The organism is Maribellus comscasis (assembly GCF_009762775.1).
GTDB lineage: Bacteria > Bacteroidota > Bacteroidia > Bacteroidales > Prolixibacteraceae > Draconibacterium > Draconibacterium comscasis.
On record NZ_CP046401.1, the window covers coordinates 4,945,950 to 4,964,227 of the forward strand.

Below are 18,278 nucleotides of genomic sequence, written 5' to 3' on the forward strand. Positions count from 1 at the left end.
TAATGAAAACAAATCGAAAAACAATAATTATTGCCGTTTCAACGCTGGCCGTAGGTTTACTGCTGGGTTGGCTGATATTTGGTGGTTCGGAAAGCAAAACCACCGAGGAACAACAACATGAACACATTGCGGAAGAAGTCGCTGGTGAAACTATTTGGACCTGCTCCATGCACCCGCAAATCCGCCAGAATGAGCCAGGCGATTGCCCTATCTGCGGCATGGATTTAATCCCGCTGGAAGATGAACAAAACAGCGGGGTTGACCCGATGGCTATCAGCATGTCGTCCACGGCCATGCAACTGGCCAATATCAGCACCGCAATAGTGGGTTCGATGGACCCGGTAAAGCAGGTGCGTTTAAATGGTAAAGTGCAATCCGACGAGCGTTTGGTTTATTCACAATCATCACACATACCTGGGAGGGTTGAAAACCTGATGGTGAATTTTACGGGCGATTATGTACAAAAAGGGCAGGTCATTGCGTCGGTTTATTCACCCGATTTGGTAACCGCACAGGAAGAGTTATTTGAAGCGCAAAAAATTAAAGAGTCACAACCACAGCTTTTTAACGCGGCCAAAGAAAAGCTAAAAAACTGGAAACTGACGGACAGCCAGATTGAGCAAATTCTAAATTATGAAACTGCCAAAGAAACTTTTGATGTTCAGGCCGATATATCGGGTTACGTAACCCAAAAAATGGTCAACCCCGGTGACTATGTGGGGCGCGGACAAGCCATTTACGAAATTGCCGACCTCTCAAAAGTATGGGTGCTTTTTGATGTTTATGAATCGGATATGCCGTGGGTTAAAAAAGGCGATAAAGTGGATTTTTCCATTGCTTCCCTACCCGGCGAAACTTTTTCGGGGGCAATCACTTTCCTCGACCCGGTAATCGACTCGAAAACGCGCGTGGCAAAAGCCCGGGTAGAAGTCGTTAACCGGGGGTTAAAACTCAAGCCCGAAATGTTTGCCTCTGGAAAGGTGGAAGCAAAATTGCCCAACCGTTCGGGCGCTGTTGTTGTTCCAAAAACTGCCGTGATGTGGACAGGTGAACGTTCGGTGGTTTATTTGAAATCGAAAACAGACCAGGGCGTGAATTTTATGATGCGCGAAGTGGAACTGGGCCCGGCACTGGGCGAAAGTTTTATTGTAGAAAACGGTTTAGAGGAAGGCGAAGAGATTGCTGTTAACGGCACATTTAGCATTGATGCGGCGGCCCAACTGGCAGGGAAACCAAGTATGATGAATCCGGCTGGCGGCCCTGCAATGACCGGGCACAACCACGGCGGAATGGACATGGGCGGAGCAAGTGCCCCCCCTGTTGAGCCGGTTGATGCCGATCCAAAATTTACAGCTCAGCTTACTGATGTTTATGAAGCTTACCTCGATATGAAAAATGCGTTTGTGGAAACCGATGCGCAAAAAGTAAACAGCGGGGCACAAAAAGTAAGCACAGCCTTAAATTCGGTTGACATGGGTTTGTTAAAAGGCGATGCCCATATGGCCTGGATGGACCAGTTAAATGCTTTGGAAAGCGCTGTAAATGCAATAAATAAATCTGATGATATTGAAAAACAACGCCGGGAGTTTGCCCGGTTTAACCTTGCATTTTACAAAAGCCTGAAAATGTTCGGGCTGGACAATGAAACGGCTTATTACCAGTACTGTCCCATGGCCAACCGCGACAAGGGTGCGTACTGGCTGAGTGAAATCAAAGAAATACGCAACCCTTATTTCGGTGAGGATATGCTGGGATGTGGAGAAACAAGGGAAACCTTGAAGTAGGAGGAGTTAACCGGTAAGGGGCTGCGGCTCCTTCCGGTTTTTCAGAGATATATTTTAAACCATTAAAAATGCCATAAAATGAAACAAATATTTCAAATATTTAGATATGTAACCTTTACATCGCTGATTATTTTTTCTGTAGAGGTATATGGCCAGGATTCTTTTGTACTGGCAACCAATCAGCAATTTAAAGTAGAAGGGACATCTACCCTTCACGATTGGGAAATGGTATCAACCAAAGCCGAAGGTAATGCAAGTATTAAGCTGGTAAAGGGCAAAATTGCTAGCATCAATTCGCTTGTTGTTGATTTACCAGTTACTTCCCTAAAAAGCGGAAAGAACGCAATGGATAAAAATGCGTATGAAGCTTTGCAGGCAAATAAAAATCCTCAGATACAATTAGAACTGGTAGAAACAGAAGCCATTACGGACGAATTGGTTAAAGCGAAAATCAGGCTTTCCATTGCTGGTACCTCCAACATGGCCAATTGGGAGGTCAGCTATAAACTGTCGGAAGATGGCGTACTTTTTTTGGGTTCTCATAGAATTAAGTTTTCCGATTTTAAGGTAGATCCCCCCAAAGCCGTGTTTGGCACTATAAAAACCGGAGACGAACTTGAACTCTCATTTGAAACAACGTTTAAACAAACTAGTGAAACAGCTTTTAAATCAACAAATTAAAAATCAAATATCATGAAAAAATTTAATTACAAATTCAGCATTACATTTATTTCTCTATTGTTAATGACATCGGTTATAGTACACGCACAACAAACCAAGTTACAATTTTTCAGGCCCAATGATAAGACAGGGCTGAATGTATTTGAATCTACTAAAACCGATACGGTCGCATTTGATGGTTTCAAAGTTCGCTTGGGCGGCGATTTTGCTATGCAGTTCCAAAGCTTAAACCAAAGCAATTCCGCGGGCAACCTTGTTGAACTAGGCTCCGATTTTAATCTGCCATCGGCAAACCTGAACCTCGATGTACAATTGCTGGATGGGGTCAGGATGCATCTGAAAACCTATCTGTCTTCAAGGGCCCATAATGAAACATGGATAAAAGGTGGGCATATGCAGGTGGATAAGCTTGATTTTGTCAGCCCCGGGTTTTTGAGCGGTCTGATGCAGTATGCAACTATCACCATCGGCCTCGATGAATTTAATTACGGGGATGCCCATTTCAGGCGGTCAGACAATGCAAGGGGAATTTTTAACCCGTTTGTGGGAAATTACCTGATGGATGCATTCTCCACGGAAGCATTTGGAGAAGTTACCCTGCAAAACAACGGATTACTTGCCGTTATCGGTTTAACAAACGGGAAACTTAATCAAAATGTGACCGTCAATGACAACACCGACAACAAACCATCTTTCTACGGTAAACTGGGATATGATAAGCAGCTTAACGATGACCTGAGAGTGCGTCTTACCGGATCATGGTATATCAACAATGGAACTTCAAATGGCGCTTACCTTTACGGCGGCGACCGCGGAGGGACAAGGTATTACAATGTACTGTTCACTGTTCCGGATGAGGAGGGCAATTCTGAGGGCGGCCCGCGCGACGGACAATACAACGCACGTTTCAGCAAACTCACCGCTTTGCAATTTAACCCGTTTATAAAATTTAAAGGCCTTGAATTTTTCGGCATTGTTGAACGGGCAAACGGAAATAATGAATTTACGCAACCGCAGGCATACAAAGAAGGGGCATTCACACAACTGGCCGGAGAGTTACTTTACCGGTTCGGGGCAAATGAAAGGTTCTACCTCGCGGGGAGGTACAATACCGTCAAAGGCAAACAACGGGAAAGCTCGACTGAGGATTTGGATGTCAGTCGGTTAAATCTGGGTGGAGGATGGTTTCTTTCCAATAACGTTTTAACAAAACTGGAATACGTTGACCAAAGCTATAACGGTGATGCCTGGACCGGCAGGTTTGCCGGAGCTGAATTTGGTGGAGTTGTTTTGGAAGCAGTTATCAGCTTTTAACAAATTAAAAAGCCGGAGAACGATTTGGTGGAGAGAGAGAAGAGGAAGCCGCGCAGGGGCCCCGGCCCCTCCGGCTTGTTTTAAACAGCAAAATTAACGGGTTATGCAATCAGTTTATTTTATAGCAAAAAACAACAAAGAACCAGCAATTCATTCATTGGTCGGGCTGTTGGCCGGATACTTTGTTCTTCATCCGGCAAGTATGGTCATCCATTGGTTCGAATCGAATAATTCACCGGATGCCTGGGCACAAATCGGAAAGATTGTTTCAGGAAGTTTTGTCCATTCTTTTAGCTTGCACATGATGCCTATGTCTTTGGCATTTGCTGTTTTGGGGCTGGTTGCCGGAATCGTTTCCGGGTTTTACTATAAATCCATAAAAAAGAAAAACCGGCAACTTTACGGGAAGCGGCAATTGCTTCAACAAAGTTTACCGAACCTGATAGCCAGTGGGGAAAGTGAATTTGTAGAATTTAAATCATCCCTGAGGTACGACTACCGCCAGGTAAAAACCGACAAAAACCTGGAACACATTGTTTTGAAAGAAATCGCAGGTTTTTTGAATGCAAATGGAGGAATTCTTGTATTAGGAGTTGACGATAGCGGGCAGATATTAGGTCTCGAAAATGATTACTGGACGCTTAAAAAGAAAAACAAGGATGGTTTTCAGCAACGAATTATACTACTCGTTTCCAATACATTTGGCAAAGATATCTGCTCGATAATTCATATTACCTTCCATACCTTTCAAAACAATGAAATTTGTACGATTTACATTGAACCTTCGCGGCAGCCGGTTTACCTGAAAGAAGGAAACCGAACAGTATTTTATTTAAGAACGGGAAATATAACAAATCCGCTCACAACCAGTGAGGCTGTTAAATATTTAAAAATAAAAAGTTAAACATTAAACATTAAAAAAGATGAAAACAAAAGTTTTAAGCTTAGTTGCGCTGTTTATGATGGGCGCTGTTTCCGTTTTTGCAGGAAACAAAACAGAAAAATTCCTGGTGAACGGGAAGTGTGAAATGTGCGAGAAACGAATTGAGATGGCAGCTTTATCGCTGGAGGGTGTTTCAAAAGCTGACTGGAACAAGGAAACTAAAATGATGGAAGTTTCACTTGATAATTCGAAAACTGATGTGCACAAAGTAGAAATGACCATTGCAAAAGTGGGCCACGATACTAAAATGCACAAAGCGACTGATGAAGCATACAACCAGTTACCATCCTGCTGCAAGTATGACCGCTCAGAACTCAAAGCTCCGGCGAAGCCGATGAAACATAAACATAAATAACAAAAAGAGCCTACTGGTTGAGTAAAACGAAAAAAATACAAAATCCTTTTTTGGGAGGAGAATACGTTAGGATGCGGAGAAATAAGGAAGACTATTAAGTAGGTTTGGTTTGGGGACGGAGAAGAGAAAGGGAATGGGAGGGTTACTCCCTCCCGCCCTTTCAATTGTAAAAATACTATCATGAAAGTGCGATTAAAAAAATACAAGTTTATAAAGAACCAGGAAATACTGATTCATGCTTTTGTGGGGCTGTTAGTAGGGTATTTTATTTTACACCCAACAAGTATGGTCATTTACTGGTTCGAAAATAATTTAAACGGGGTTAGCTTTTCTGCTTTATGGTCGGTTTTTTGGAATCAGTTCGTTGAATCCTTTAGTTTTAGTATGATGCCCATGTCGGTTGCTTTTTCCGTTCTTGGATTATTGATTGGCCTGGCTTCAGGAATGTACAACCGCTCTATAAAAGAAAAGCAGGACAAATTATTGACAAAAAGGCAATTGTTAAAACAAAGCATCCCATCGTTAATTGCTGATGGCGAAAATGATTTTGTTGATTTTAAAGCTTCTTTGCGTCACGATTACAGGCAGGTGAAAACCGATAAAAACCTGGAAAACGAAGTGCTGAAATCAATTGCCGGTTTTTTGAATGCTAAAGGCGGAACTTTAATATTAGGTGTTGACAATTACGGTAGTATCCTGGGATTGGAGAACGATTACTATTCGCTAAAGAAAAAAAACAAAGATGGATTTCAACAGCGGTTAATACTATTGGTATCCAATGAATTTGGTAAAGATATTAGCACAAAAATCCATTTCTCATTTCATGAAATAGAGGGAAAAGAAATATGTGCCTTGTTGGTTGAACCGTCCCATCGGCCGGTTTATCTAAACGATGGGGGTAATACCATTTTCTACCTTCGCACCGGAAATATCACCCATCCCCTTACTACCAGCGAAACGGTAGAATACCTGCAGTCGCGGGAAATAACTTAAAAATTAAAATCATGAGAACAATAATGCTTTTTCTTAGCCTTACCTTATTAATTTCTTTTCATAGCTATTCTCAATTAGAATTTGAAGGAGTAATAAAGTCTGAATTTAAAACCATTCAGTTAGAAAACGGGGAAATAAAATTCTATAATTTCGACACTAAAGCCCAAACGATAATTATTTATAACCTGGACAACACACGATGGAAGTCGATTCACATTCCGATTGAAAACAATCATTTTTTTGAGGAAATTAAAATGATTTCTCAAAATACAATTCATCCTGACCAGGAGATAGAAATAGTCTATACATGTTTAACGTATAATTACAATGCCATTGAAGAAAACCCTGAACCTGAACACAATGCTGTTCAATTTACATTAAACATCATCAACGAAAGGGGCCAAAAACTACTTTCTGTGCCGAATAGCCATGAAATAAAACTTACCTCAGTAAATGGGAAAACCAAACTTCTGATTTTTAAAAATGGCATTAAAAGTTTTCGGGATGACAATGAAATACTGGTTTATGCTTTACCCAATAAAAAATAGGTTATGGAAGATTATCTGCAATATAAAAGTTTCCACATTCAAGAAAGTATATCGAAAGAAAAAATAAAAGAATTAATGACAAAGTTTAATTCCACACCGGGAATTAACAAAATTGATTGTGCAAGCCAATCGGTTTCTGTCGTCTATAATCCATACGAAATTAGTGAAAAAGAAATTTTGAAAAGTTTATCTGTTCTTGGGTTAACCATTTCAATTGATGACAAAAAATCGTTTAAAAACAGGCTAAAGAAGATGGCGGAAGAAAATAAGAAAGATTTTGGCGGGAAACGATTGGATTGCTGTGATTTAATCACCTAAATCTTACGGCAATTAGATTGTATTCAAGATATAGTAATTTATTCATTTAAAATTCAATGTTATGAAGAAAAAAGTATTCTTATCAATGATTGCCGTTGCAGTGTTAAGCATAACGGCATTCGGGAATTCCAAAACCGAAAAAATTGAAAAGTTTAAAGTGAAGGGCACTTGCAGCACGTGCGAAACCCGTATTGAAAAAGCAGCTAAAGGTGTTGCAGGGGTGACATTTGCCGAATGGAGCGAAGAAACCCAAATGATAGCTGTTTCATTCGACGATTCAAAAACGGATGTCCACAAGATACACATGGCCATTGCAAAATCCGGTCACGATACAGAAATGCACAAGGCAAAAGATGAGGATTATAACAGGTTGAATGCTTGTTGCAAGTATGATAGAACAGGGCTCAATATAGAGATGGGTGGCCACGAGGGGCACAATCATTAAAATAAACTGAAAATTTTTGATTTTTTCTTTTTGGGTTATTGATTATACATGGACAAACCGTAAAAAGCAAAATTATGCAACTCTTTTTGAAAATCATGTAACAATTGATAGTCAATAGTTTAGTAAATTAGGTTTTGAGAAAAGGTGGTAAGGTTCCCGGAACATTTTATTCCGGGATCTTCTTCCAAAAATGAATAAAGAAAGGAGTTCACTATGTTTTTGAAAATTTTAATATTATCGGTTATCCTGGTTGCCTTCACTATGTTGGCACTGGGCGTAAAGTTGCTTTTTAACAGGGAGGCTACATTTACAGAACACGCATGTGCCATGGAAGATGGCGAATTGAACAAGATTGGCGGTTGTGCCGGTTGCGAAATAAAGGAATTGGCAAACTGTGATGAAGATGGGAAAAAGTAAAACAGGATTGGAAGCTGGAAGTTGGATGTTAGGTTTGGTATTTCTTCGGACTTTGGGCTTCCGACCTAAAAATTCAAAATTATGAAACTTATAAAAGCTTATATCAGGTATCGTAAACTGGAAGAAGTTTACAATGGTTTAAACGATGCAGGTTTTTGCTGCATGACCTTTGCCGAGTGTGAGGGTACAGGTCAGTATTCCGACCACGAAAAGGAACACATTAGTTACAAATACCCTTTTGCCGATGCTTACCGTGTAATTAAACTGGAAATTTTGGTGGCAGAAGAACATGTGAATCCGGTTGTGGAAATTATTCGCAAGAACGGGCGGACAGGCTACCGTGGCGATGGGATGATTGTCATTTCACCGGTTGACGAGGTTTACAAAGTGAGAACCGATGAAAAAGGGATTCTGGCAGTTTAAGTAAGGATTGAGAAACTACTAAAAGTTAATTGTTGTGCAATGCTGTGAAAAAATGAACTGTCTGGACAGAGGGCTAATTTGTGCCGCTGAAACAGAGCTTCCCAGAGTAGTTATTGTGGGGGGTGGCTTTGCAGGTTTAAACCTGATAAAAGGTTTAAAAAATTTGCCAGTGCAGGTGGTACTGATAGATAAAAACAATTTTCATCAGTTCCTCCCGCTGCTATATCAGGTAGCAACCAGCGGAATAGAACCTGACAATATTGCATTCCCATATCGTAAACTATTTGAAAAATACCGGAATGTTGTTTTCAGAATGGCCGAAGTAACACATATCAATACGACTCATAATAAATTGAGTACAAACATCGGTGTTATCCATTATGATTATCTGGTGTTGGCTTGTGGGAGCAAAACAAATTTCCTTGGCAATACAGACTTTGAAAATTTTGGCTCAGGACTCAATTCTGTAACCGATGCCCTTGACATTAGAAGCAGGCTCCTGCAAAATTTGGAAAAAGCAGCCGTTACTTGCATTGAACATGAAAAAAGGGAACTGAGTAGTGTTGCTATCGTTGGCGGAGGCGCCACCGGTGTAGAAATCGCTGGCGCCCTCGCTGAGTTTAAAAGATATATTTTACCAAAAGACTATCCGGAATTAAATAGTGTTGAAATGAAAATTTACCTCATAGAAGCTACCGGAAGGCTTTTGCAGGCGATGCCGGAAAAACTCTCCGAAAAAACATTGCACTATTTATCCCGGATGAATGTCGATGTTTTGTTGAATACATCCGTGAATTCCTACGATGGAAAAAAGGTTGTTCTTGCCGGTGAAAAGAGTTTTAGTGCAGCTACTTTTATTTGGACTGCTGGTGTAAAAGGGGATATTGTTAAAGGGCTTCCACGTGAAAGCATAAGCAGGCAAAACCGAATTTTGACAGATGATTTTGGCCGGATATTGACACTTAACAATGTATTTGCAATTGGCGATAATGCGCTTATTAAAACACACACAAATCCACATGGTCATCCAATGATTGCCCAACCAGCTATTCAACAGGGTAAATTATTGGCAAAAAATCTGATGAAACTGATTCAAAATGAATCTATGGTTCCTTTTGAATATCAGGACAAAGGCACAATGGCAACCATTGGCCGAAAAAAGGCTGTCGCCTCGATAAAAAAGCTGAAGTTCGGTGGCTTTTTTGCCTGGCTAATTTGGTCGTTCATCCATCTCGTGTCCCTAATCGGTTTTCGAAACAAAATAATGGTCACCATCAACTGGTTATGGAGTTATTTTACTTATGAGAAAGGAAACAGGGTAATTATCAGAAGATATGAAGAAGTGAAAAAGTCAGAGTAGAACGTATAATAAAACGGAATAATCATGGACAAGCAAAAAATTACAGAAATATATCGTAAAAGGGCACCTTCTTATAATTCCGCTGTTCAATTTTTCAACCTCATCGGATGGAGGGTGAATCATTACCGGGTTGATGCTATTGAAGCGCTAAATTTGAAGCAAGGAGATAGCGTGATTGATTTATGCTGTGGTACAGGTTTGAATTTTCCGCACCTGTATAACTCGGTTGGCCCGGAAGGCAAAATAATCGGTGTCGATTTGTCCGATGAAATGTTAGAGGAAGCTGGGAAACTGGTTAAAGGGAAAGGTTGGAAAAATTTCACGTTGGTACAAAGCGATGCTGCGGAATACAGGTTCCCGAAAAATATTAACGGGATAGTTACTTCGTATGCTATTACTCTAATCCCTGAATATGATGCTATAATTAGCAATGGCTCAAAAGCTCTCGCTAAAGGCGGGAGGTTTGTTGTTCTTGATTTCAAAAAACCGGATAGCTGGCCAGAATGGTTTGCAAAGTTAATGGTTAGATTTTTCATAAAACCATACGGCGGAACATACGATTTAAAAGACCGCCATGCATGGGAATCGTTGGAAAAACATCTCAAATTAAATGAGTTCCGGGAATATTATTTTGGCTCAACATACATTGCTACGGGAGAAAAAGAAAAGTAGAAAAAATGAAAACAAAAAATTTTATAGTAAGCTTTTTAATCCTGCTCTTGGTTTCTTCCACAGGCATTATGCTGGAAATTAGCCTTTCACGGCTTTTCTCCTACATGCTGAGCTACCACTTTGTTTTCATTATAATCGCTTTTACCCTTTTTGGCCTCGGTATTGGGGAGATGTCCTACTACAGATGGTCGTGGGTGCGGTCAAAAGCCCGGATATTTTATGACGTGCTCCCTTTTAGTATCCTGTTTAGTTTCATTTTACTGGTTTCACTGAACAAATCGGGCATTTTTGCAACCCCGTCATTTAATCTGATAATCAATATATTAATGGCTGTGCTGCCATTTATTGCCATCGGTGTTGTCAAGGCTGATATTTTCCATACCCAAAGAACAAAAGCCGCCTGGTTATACAGTATGGATTTAGCCGGTTCTGCGGGAGGGGCATTGTTAACCGTATTTATCCTCAACAATCTCGGTCTGCTCAAAGCATTTCTTATAAGTTATGTTTTACTCGCGGTTGCCGGCCTGTTGTCTTGGAGTTCGTTTTCCGGTAAAAAAAACCAGCCCTATCTGAGAGGGGTAATTTGGATAATACTGGTGGCTTTCCTGGGGTGGGCCGGCTTTTGGGCATACAATTTTAACCCCTCCATCAGTAAGGACAACGACAAAGATATGTTGCGGCTGATGAGCAACCCGGCAATTAAAAGCAGGATTATTGAAACGGAGTGGAATTCGTTTGGAAAAACCGATTTGGTTGAATTAACAAACCCGGACGGAAGCAGCAAAAAAGTAATGTTCGTTGATGGAGCGGCAGGTACCACCCTGGTGAGTATTGAAGAAATTGAAAACAACAAGGGGGAACACGCCCATCAGTTCGCGCATTTTCCGGCAACCTTCGGGCTGAATTTGCTGAAGGAAAAAGAAAAAGATTCGGTTTTGATAATTGGCCCGGGAGGGGGTGTTGACATGGCAGCCACCTGGCTCTTGAATTTCAGCCAAATCGACGCTGTTGAGATAAACCCGTCTTTTGTGAGCCTTATGGAAAAATACAATCCGTCAACGTTTACACAAAAAGACAATATCGCGGTTTACGTTCAGGAAGGCAGAAATTTTGTCAGGGAAACAAAAAACCGGTACGACGTGGTCATGCTCACCATTCCGGTAACCAAAGGCGGGAGGGGCGCTGACTTTTACGGGCTCTCCGAAAATTATCTGTTTACACGCGAAGCGGTTAAAGATTACCTGAATGTATTAACGCCCGAAGGAAGGTTGATATTCACCATGCACAACGCGACGGAAGTGTACAAGATGCTTTCCAATTACCTCGAACTGATGGAAACCAGAGGCATTGATGGAGCAACCGCCTTGCTGAATGTATTTATCTATTCCAACGAAATGATGCCGGTACTGATAATCAGAAAAATCCCCTTTGAAAAAAATGAAACGGAAACAAACCATATACTGGCGCATCAATACAATTTGGACCGGGAAACATTCTTCATACCCAACATTCAGCAACTTGAAGCAGATACCCTGGTTGAAAACATAAACTACCAGTGGTACATGTTTGACAGGTTGATTTATGGCATTTCCCAAAACGAATTCGATTATAAACAACTCTCTGAAGCAGCCGTGCTGAACCTGGAGCCTGTAGATGACGATTCACCCTATTTTTTCAACTATGAAAACGGCATCCCTAATTCGCTGATGACATTGTTCATCTTTTCATTGATAGTCATGGGCTGGCTTATTTTCATGACTGCCAGGGGATGGAAGTTCAGTCAGGAATTAATACCAGAAACACGCAAAAAACTTAATTTTCTCGCATTTGTGGTTTTTGTGCTTGGTATATGTTATTTCTTTGTACAGTCTTATCTGTTCCAGGTACTGAACCTTCAGCTTTCAAACCCTGCACAATCATTTTCCCTGCTGCTGTTCACTTTCTTGCTGGGTAATGGCTTAGGTAGTTTTTATACGGGTTTGTTCCGAAGAAATTTCCTGTTGAAGGCGGGTTTGTACAGTTTATTGGTGGCAATTGTTATGGTTGCTGTCCGGGTTTTTATTATGCCCGGATTTGCGGTAGATGGGATTTCACAACCACTCATGGTTGTATTGTTGCTGATACCGGCCTTTTTCATTGGCATCCCTTTTCCTTCAATCCTTAAAGAAGTATCGGGCGAACAGGAGCATCTCCTCCCCTTGTTTTTGGGCATTTCCTCACTGGTCAGCATGGCTACCGCGGTAATGGTAATTGTTATTTCTATGTTGTGGGGGTACTCTTATGTATTGTGGCTGGGGGTTATCGGATACATTATCGTTGCCCTGTCATTAGTATTATTTTATCGAAAAAATTTAAAAGTCAGTAAAAATGCATAAAAAATGGTCACTTCATATTGGTAAAATATTCGGGATAAAAGTTCTTATCCATTGGACGTTCTTAATCCTTATCGGCTGGATTTTCCTGATGCATTTCCGCATGGGGCACGGTTTCAGCGAAGGTTTTTCGGGCATGTTGTTTATACTGGCCATTTTTGCCTGTGTGGTACTACATGAGTTTGGGCATTCCCTCACCGCAATGCGGTTTGGTGTCCAAACACAAGATATAACCGTTTACCCCATCGGTGGCATTGCCAGCCTCGAATCCATGCCCACGAAACCAGCACAGGAACTTCAGGTAGCGATTGCAGGCCCGGCAGTAAATTTAATCATCGCCGGAATATTATGGATACACTTAAAAAGCACAGGGCAAACCTTTGATTTGGAAGCGATGCAGAACATCAGGCTAACAGGGACAGCTTTCGCGGCCAACCTGATGTATGCCAATATTATTCTGGCGGCTTTTAACCTGATACCTGCATTCCCGATGGATGGTGGCCGGGTTTTACGCTCGTTGCTGGCCATGAAAATAGAACCGGTAAAAGCTACCTCTTTTGCCGCGAAAACAGGCCAGGTACTGGCTATTGTTTTTGTTTTCTTTGGGTTCTTCTTTAATTTCTGGTTGGTGTTTATCGGGCTGTTTATCTTTCTTGGGGCCGGTGCAGAATCTAAAGCCGAAAAGATAAAACATGCCCTGGAAGGTGTCCGGGTAATGCATGTGATGAAATCGAGTTATGCCATCCTGAATTCGGATACAACCCTGAAAACAGCAGCCGACCATTTTATCAATTCATCTGAAAAATCATTTCTGGTGATGGAAAAAAACAATGTAACGGGTATACTCAATGATAAAGACATTGTGGAAGGCTTACATAAAGGAAAAGTAAATCAAAAAATCAGCGATTTTATGCAGAAAGATTTTTACTGGCTCGAAGAAGAGGAAGCCCTGTCCGACAAGTTTTTTCTGCTGCAACAGAACAGACAATCCCTGTTTCCTGTCAGGAAAAACGGCAAACTGACAGGGATTGTTGGTATAAAAGATATCCACAAGTGGATACAATCAAATGCGTTTATGTTTAATCATTAAAAAATGAATTATGAAAACAAAAAAAAGTATTCTAATATCGGTTATTACTTCCTTCATTATTGCATTGATTCTAACTTCATGCGGAGGAGGCAATAATAAAGAAAAAAAGGAATCACCAAGGCTCATGCCATCCGAACATGGTTCAATGTCGGATAGGACTGAGCAGGGCGTTTCAACCGGGGTAGAACACGAACAACACAATAATCTTGCTGAAAATTTTGCGCATAAGAATATTGTGATACTCGATGAGGTTTACCCGGTAAACAAGCAAACACAGGCAGAACTGGAAGAAGTAATTGATGCCTACCTGCTTATGAAAAATGCGCTGGTGAACGGTGATGTGGCTGCAACAAACAAGGCAATCAATTTAATGCTCGACAAGATTAAAGTAGTTAAACCTGAAAAACTGGATGGTGAAGGGCTGGATGCCTGGAAAGACCATATCGGTTTATATACAGACAAACTACAGGAAATGCAACATGTAAACGGTCTGGAAGAGAAACGTTCCTATTTCAGCCACCTCTCCGAAATTATGTACTGCACCATTAAAAGCTTCGGGTTAAAAGAAGGTAATTTATTCGCAGTTTATTGCCCAATGGCTTTCGACGGAAAAGGAGCGTACTGGATTGCCGAAAGCAAAACAATACAAAACCCCTATTTTGGAGACAAAATGCCAACATGTGGTGAAATAAAAGAAGAGTTATAATGAATTTAAAATGAAATTATCATGAAAAAAACAATGATTATGCTTATCCTGGCTTTAGTAAGTTGGGGGGCAAATGCACAACACGACCATTCTAATATGGGACACTCAACGGAAAGTCACTCAAAAATGGCAAACAAATCCATGGAGCAGTCAAACGTTGAGGTAGAACGTTCTAAATCGGCATCTGCCATTATCGACAATTACCTGGCATTAAAAGATGCATTGGTAGCCGATAACAGCAAAAAAGCAGCAAACTCGGGAAAAATGTTGTTCGAAGCTTTTGAAGAATTTGACATATCAGCCCAACCAAAATCAGAACAAAAGGAACTGGGCGAGATTATTGAAGTTGCCAGAGAACATGCAGAACATATTTCTGAAAACGACGGGAACATCGAGCATCAAAGGGAACATTTTGAAATGTTGAGTACAGATGTTAAAGACCTGGTAATTATTACGGGTACTGATAGAGATTTATACCAAATTTTTTGTCCCATGTATAACAACAACGAAGGTGGTTCGTGGCTAAGTGCGTCCAGTGAAATTAAAAATCCGTTTTTTGGTAGTAAAATGTTGAAATGCGGTAGCGTACAACAAAACATTACTGTGAAATGAAATGGTTGAAATGGATAGGTATTGGAGTATTGGCAGTTCTGGTGGGTTTGCAATTCATACCCACCAGAACCAATCAAAGCACAACCGTGCCGCCAACAGACTTTGTAAAAACCTACAATGTTCCGGAAGATGTAAAGAGTATCCTGGCTGTGTCTTGCTATAATTGCCACAGCAACAATACAAATTATCCCTGGTACAGCAGGGTGCAGCCGGTTGGGTGGTATTTGGAAAATCATATCAATAAGGGCAAAGAGGATTTAAATTTTAGTGAATTCGGGGATTATTCAGCCCGAATGCAACAAAGCAAATTAAAATCAATGATAAGCCAGATTGAAGATGGTGAAATGCCTTTGGCTTCTTACACATTCATCCATCGTGAAGCCCGCTTGTCCGAAAATAGTAAAAAAAGACTCGTTGATTATTTAAAAACATTAATCGAATGATACGGGCAATTTACGTGCTATAAAAGGTTATGAATTGAATAAAAATAAAAAAGAACTCATGGATATTAACATTAAAAATATGGTCTGCCAACGCTGCGTTCTGGTGGTTTCGCAAATTTTTGAACGTGCAGGAATAGAAGTTAAAAACATACAGTTGGGCAAAGTAAAAACCACTAAAGAGGTTGCGCCCTACAAACTCGAACAAGTGGACAAAAACCTGAAAGAGTTGGGGTTTGAAATTATCAACGATTCAAAGGGCAGGTTAATCGAATCAATAAAAAACATCACAGTTGATTATGTTTACCACCATTCCGGCGAAAGCAAAATGAATTTTTCGGAATACCTTACTGACAAACTCAACCTGGATTACCCCTATCTGAGTTCGCTTTTTTCGTCAGTTGAAGGCACCACCATCGAAAAATACATGATTAGCCTGAAAATAGAACGGGTAAAAGAATTGCTTGTTTACGATGAAAAAACATTGAGCGAGATTGCCTTTGAAATGGGATACAGCAGCGTGGCCCATCTTTCCGGGCAGTTTAAGAAAGTAACAGGGTTTACTACATCGTATTTCAAAAAGCTGGGGGAACAAAACCGCAAATCGATAAACGATGTATAATTTAAAAACTATGTAAATCAACTTTAAAAAAGTGTAACACTTTAAAGGATAGTAGCTTTTATCTTTACAACAGATATTTTGAGATGTTGGGTTATGAGAATTAAAATTAGAAATATGGTCTGCAAAACATGTATCCTGGTGGTTTCTCAAATTTTTGAAGAAGCCGGGATTAAAGTGGAAGATGTAAAGATAGGCTATGTTGTTGTGGAGGACAAGATAACTCCATTTAAGCTGGATGCAGTAAATAAAAGGCTTAAAAAGGCAGGGTTGGAAATCATTGACGTTCATAAAAGCCAACTAATAAATAAAATAAAAACCAGTATTGAAGAATATGCATATACAGAAGGCAGGCAATCAAAACTAAAGTTGTCTGATTTTCTTAAAATGAAGATAGATTTAAATTATGCCTATATAAGTTCGCTTTTTTCATCAGACCAGGGTATTACTATTGAGAAATACCTTATTAAACTAAAAATTGAACGGGCCCAGGTAATGCTCCTTTGTGATGAAAAAGAATTAGCTGAAATAGCCTGGGAGTTGGGGTACAGCAGCGTCCCTCATTTTTCGGGCCAGTTTAAAAAAACTACGGGTATTTCACCAACTCGTTTCAAAAAAACAATAAAGCAATGTTACAACGAAAAATAAACACATCAAAAAGTTAAAATCATATAAATCATTCAGCGAATTATGTAACATATTAAATACCTGATGATTGTATCTTTGAAATAGTTGAACACTAAAAAATTACATATCATGAAAACACGAAAGGATTTTACAACAGAAAGAAAAAATGAAGGAATGGGGACAACGGCCCAAAATACCGGAAAAAATACTCCGGAATCAGATGTAAAATACCAGTGCCCCATGAAATGCCACGGAGAAGAGGTTTACGATGAACCAGGGCTCTGCCCGGATTCTAAAATGGAGATGATTCCTGTGAATGGGGGATATATTTTTTATTAGGTGATACAAGGAGCTCACATACGTGGTTTTTACAAAAATTATTTGAGTTAAATCATAAAACTTTACAACATGAAAAGTCTGATAAGTTTTTTTAGAGGGAAAGGAACCGGTAATAGTTCGTCTTCGGTATGGAAAAAAAGCCAATCGCAACCCCAGTATTTTTGCCCGATGAAATGCGAAGGGGATAAAACTTATGATGCCCCTGGAAATTGCCCGGAATGTAACATGAAACTGGTGTCGGCAAATGATATTGAAGAGTCAATTGTACGTTTTCGTTGTAATGTTTGATTTTGATTTAAAAAAGCAGAACAAAAAATCATATAAATCTTTTAATAAATACTGTAACATATTAAATAACTGCGTATTGTATCTTTGAAATAGTTAAACATTAGAATTTAAATATCATGAAAACACTAAGAGATTTTTTTACAGGAACAGCACGGAATAAAGAGCGTGTAGAAACAGTTGCCCAAAATTCCGGGAACAGGTTTGTTGCCGGGCCTCAAACCCGGTATCAATGCCCTATGAAATGCGAAGGCGAAAAAACCTACAATGCCCCCGGCAATTGCCCGGACTGCAACATGAAACTGGTGCCGGTGGAGAATAGTAAAAGTTCGCATGACCATCATAACCACAACCATGGGTGCTGCTAAGATAATCACGTATAATAAATCATATTTAATCACTTAAAAATTACATATCATGAAATCAATATCAATTATATTTTCAATGTTTTTATTTTTTGCTTTGAGCAGTACAGCACAAAGTAAAAAGGTGGCCAGAATAATGGACAACCCGGAAACCCGGTCAGAAATTTTTAACAATATTATGAACGACCATGAGCTCATGTTGGAATTTATGGAAATGATGAAGGGGAACGAACACGCCACCATGATGATGCAAAACGGTAACCTTCATAATGGAGGAATGAATGCAAAAAAAGGAATGGCGGAAACGAAATGCAACCATCAAATTGGGGACCATGCCAACAGTATGGGGATGATGAAAGACAACCCTGAAATGAAAACAGCTATGATGGAAGAATGCAATGCAAATTCTAAGATGCACAACATGGCTGAAATGATGGCTCAAAACCCTGAAATGATGAAAACATGCATGAAAAAAATGAACGGAATGAAGGGCGAAAATAGCCAGATAAACAAAATGGAAGAGCCTGTTGACCAGCAGGGGCATGAGGAGCATCATGAATAAACATTAAA

Annotated in this window: 24 protein-coding genes; all 24 read left to right on the top strand. The window is 40.1% G+C overall.

From position 1 onward, the window contains the following. The first annotated feature begins 2 nt into the window (after nucleotides 1-2). The 24 genes from GM418_RS19755 (at nucleotide 3) to GM418_RS19870 (ending at nucleotide 18,270) form a co-directional block, all read left to right on the top strand. The gene (locus GM418_RS19755; RefSeq protein WP_158868963.1) at nucleotides 3-1,784 is read left to right on the top strand and encodes an efflux RND transporter periplasmic adaptor subunit; all 1,782 of its coding nucleotides are present in this window, start codon (nucleotides 3-5) and stop codon (nucleotides 1,782-1,784) included. Nucleotides 1,785-1,862: 78 nt separating this feature from the next. After that, on the top strand, nucleotides 1,863-2,465 hold the full coding sequence (locus tag GM418_RS19760; protein ID WP_158868964.1) for a YceI family protein: 603 nt from the start codon (nucleotides 1,863-1,865) through the stop codon (nucleotides 2,463-2,465). Between the two features lie 12 nt (nucleotides 2,466-2,477). Then, the gene (locus GM418_RS19765; protein WP_158868965.1) at nucleotides 2,478-3,779 is read left to right on the top strand and encodes a hypothetical protein; all 1,302 of its coding nucleotides are present in this window, start codon (nucleotides 2,478-2,480) and stop codon (nucleotides 3,777-3,779) included. 103 nt (nucleotides 3,780-3,882) lie between these two features. Beyond that, nucleotides 3,883-4,683, top strand: a complete 801-nt coding sequence (locus GM418_RS19770) for an AlbA family DNA-binding domain-containing protein (protein WP_158868966.1) — start codon at nucleotides 3,883-3,885, stop codon at nucleotides 4,681-4,683. Nucleotides 4,684-4,702: 19 nt separating this feature from the next. Beyond that, nucleotides 4,703-5,077, top strand: a complete 375-nt coding sequence (locus GM418_RS19775) for a heavy-metal-associated domain-containing protein (RefSeq protein WP_158868967.1) — start codon at nucleotides 4,703-4,705, stop codon at nucleotides 5,075-5,077. A gap of 180 nt (nucleotides 5,078-5,257) precedes the next feature. Continuing rightward, nucleotides 5,258-6,070 carry an AlbA family DNA-binding domain-containing protein gene (locus GM418_RS19780; RefSeq protein ID WP_158868968.1) on the top strand — a complete coding sequence of 271 codons (813 nt, stop codon included), beginning with the start codon at nucleotides 5,258-5,260 and terminating at the stop codon, nucleotides 6,068-6,070. Between the two features lie 11 nt (nucleotides 6,071-6,081). Then, nucleotides 6,082-6,618: a hypothetical protein gene (locus GM418_RS19785; protein WP_158868969.1), complete on the top strand. Its 537-nt coding sequence runs from the start codon at nucleotides 6,082-6,084 to the stop codon at nucleotides 6,616-6,618. Between the two features lie 3 nt (nucleotides 6,619-6,621). Continuing rightward, nucleotides 6,622-6,936, top strand: a complete 315-nt coding sequence (locus tag GM418_RS19790; RefSeq protein ID WP_158868970.1) for an LDCC motif putative metal-binding protein — start codon at nucleotides 6,622-6,624, stop codon at nucleotides 6,934-6,936. Between the two features lie 61 nt (nucleotides 6,937-6,997). Then, entirely contained in the window at nucleotides 6,998-7,381 is a 384-nt protein-coding gene (locus tag GM418_RS19795) for a heavy-metal-associated domain-containing protein (protein ID WP_158868971.1), read from the top strand. Nucleotides 7,382-7,594: 213 nt separating this feature from the next. Continuing rightward, nucleotides 7,595-7,798 carry a hypothetical protein gene (locus GM418_RS19800; protein WP_158868972.1) on the top strand — a complete coding sequence of 68 codons (204 nt, stop codon included), beginning with the start codon at nucleotides 7,595-7,597 and terminating at the stop codon, nucleotides 7,796-7,798. Between the two features lie 81 nt (nucleotides 7,799-7,879). Further along, the gene (locus tag GM418_RS19805) at nucleotides 7,880-8,221 is read left to right on the top strand and encodes a P-II family nitrogen regulator (protein ID WP_158868973.1); all 342 of its coding nucleotides are present in this window, start codon (nucleotides 7,880-7,882) and stop codon (nucleotides 8,219-8,221) included. Nucleotides 8,222-8,273: 52 nt separating this feature from the next. Then, entirely contained in the window at nucleotides 8,274-9,581 is a 1,308-nt protein-coding gene (locus GM418_RS19810) for an NAD(P)/FAD-dependent oxidoreductase (protein ID WP_158868974.1), read from the top strand. A gap of 24 nt (nucleotides 9,582-9,605) precedes the next feature. Continuing rightward, nucleotides 9,606-10,253, top strand: coding sequence for a class I SAM-dependent methyltransferase (locus GM418_RS19815; RefSeq protein ID WP_158868975.1), 648 nt, complete (start codon nucleotides 9,606-9,608; stop codon nucleotides 10,251-10,253). 5 nt (nucleotides 10,254-10,258) lie between these two features. After that, nucleotides 10,259-12,628, top strand: coding sequence for a spermine/spermidine synthase domain-containing protein (locus GM418_RS19820; protein WP_158868976.1), 2,370 nt, complete (start codon nucleotides 10,259-10,261; stop codon nucleotides 12,626-12,628). Next, the gene (locus tag GM418_RS19825; RefSeq protein WP_158868977.1) at nucleotides 12,621-13,715 is read left to right on the top strand and encodes a site-2 protease family protein; all 1,095 of its coding nucleotides are present in this window, start codon (nucleotides 12,621-12,623) and stop codon (nucleotides 13,713-13,715) included. Before GM418_RS19820 ends, GM418_RS19825 begins: the two co-directional genes overlap by 8 nt. 10 nt (nucleotides 13,716-13,725) lie before the next feature. Beyond that, nucleotides 13,726-14,421: a DUF3347 domain-containing protein gene (locus tag GM418_RS19830; protein WP_158868978.1), complete on the top strand. Its 696-nt coding sequence runs from the start codon at nucleotides 13,726-13,728 to the stop codon at nucleotides 14,419-14,421. 21 nt (nucleotides 14,422-14,442) lie between these two features. After that, on the top strand, nucleotides 14,443-15,033 hold the full coding sequence (locus tag GM418_RS19835) for a DUF3347 domain-containing protein (protein WP_158868979.1): 591 nt from the start codon (nucleotides 14,443-14,445) through the stop codon (nucleotides 15,031-15,033). Further along, nucleotides 15,030-15,476: a heme-binding domain-containing protein gene (locus tag GM418_RS19840; protein WP_158868980.1), complete on the top strand. Its 447-nt coding sequence runs from the start codon at nucleotides 15,030-15,032 to the stop codon at nucleotides 15,474-15,476. Before GM418_RS19835 ends, GM418_RS19840 begins: the two co-directional genes overlap by 4 nt. 58 nt (nucleotides 15,477-15,534) lie before the next feature. Continuing rightward, nucleotides 15,535-16,095, top strand: a complete 561-nt coding sequence (locus GM418_RS19845) for a helix-turn-helix domain-containing protein (protein WP_158868981.1) — start codon at nucleotides 15,535-15,537, stop codon at nucleotides 16,093-16,095. A 114-nt stretch (nucleotides 16,096-16,209) separates the two neighbouring features. Then, nucleotides 16,210-16,740 carry a helix-turn-helix domain-containing protein gene (locus GM418_RS19850; protein WP_246222746.1) on the top strand — a complete coding sequence of 177 codons (531 nt, stop codon included), beginning with the start codon at nucleotides 16,210-16,212 and terminating at the stop codon, nucleotides 16,738-16,740. 108 nt (nucleotides 16,741-16,848) lie between these two features. Continuing rightward, a complete protein-coding gene (locus GM418_RS19855) occupies nucleotides 16,849-17,058 on the top strand; it encodes a heavy metal-binding domain-containing protein (protein WP_158868983.1) in 210 nt (69 codons plus the stop codon). Between the two features lie 69 nt (nucleotides 17,059-17,127). Continuing rightward, on the top strand, nucleotides 17,128-17,346 hold the full coding sequence (locus GM418_RS19860) for a heavy metal-binding domain-containing protein (RefSeq protein WP_158868984.1): 219 nt from the start codon (nucleotides 17,128-17,130) through the stop codon (nucleotides 17,344-17,346). 116 nt (nucleotides 17,347-17,462) lie between these two features. Further along, a complete protein-coding gene (locus GM418_RS19865; protein ID WP_158868985.1) occupies nucleotides 17,463-17,711 on the top strand; it encodes a heavy metal-binding domain-containing protein in 249 nt (82 codons plus the stop codon). A gap of 49 nt (nucleotides 17,712-17,760) precedes the next feature. Continuing rightward, nucleotides 17,761-18,270 (top strand): hypothetical protein, encoded by a 510-nt coding sequence (locus GM418_RS19870; RefSeq protein ID WP_158868986.1) that lies wholly within the window; start codon nucleotides 17,761-17,763, stop codon nucleotides 18,268-18,270. Nucleotides 18,271-18,278 lie beyond the last annotated feature (8 nt).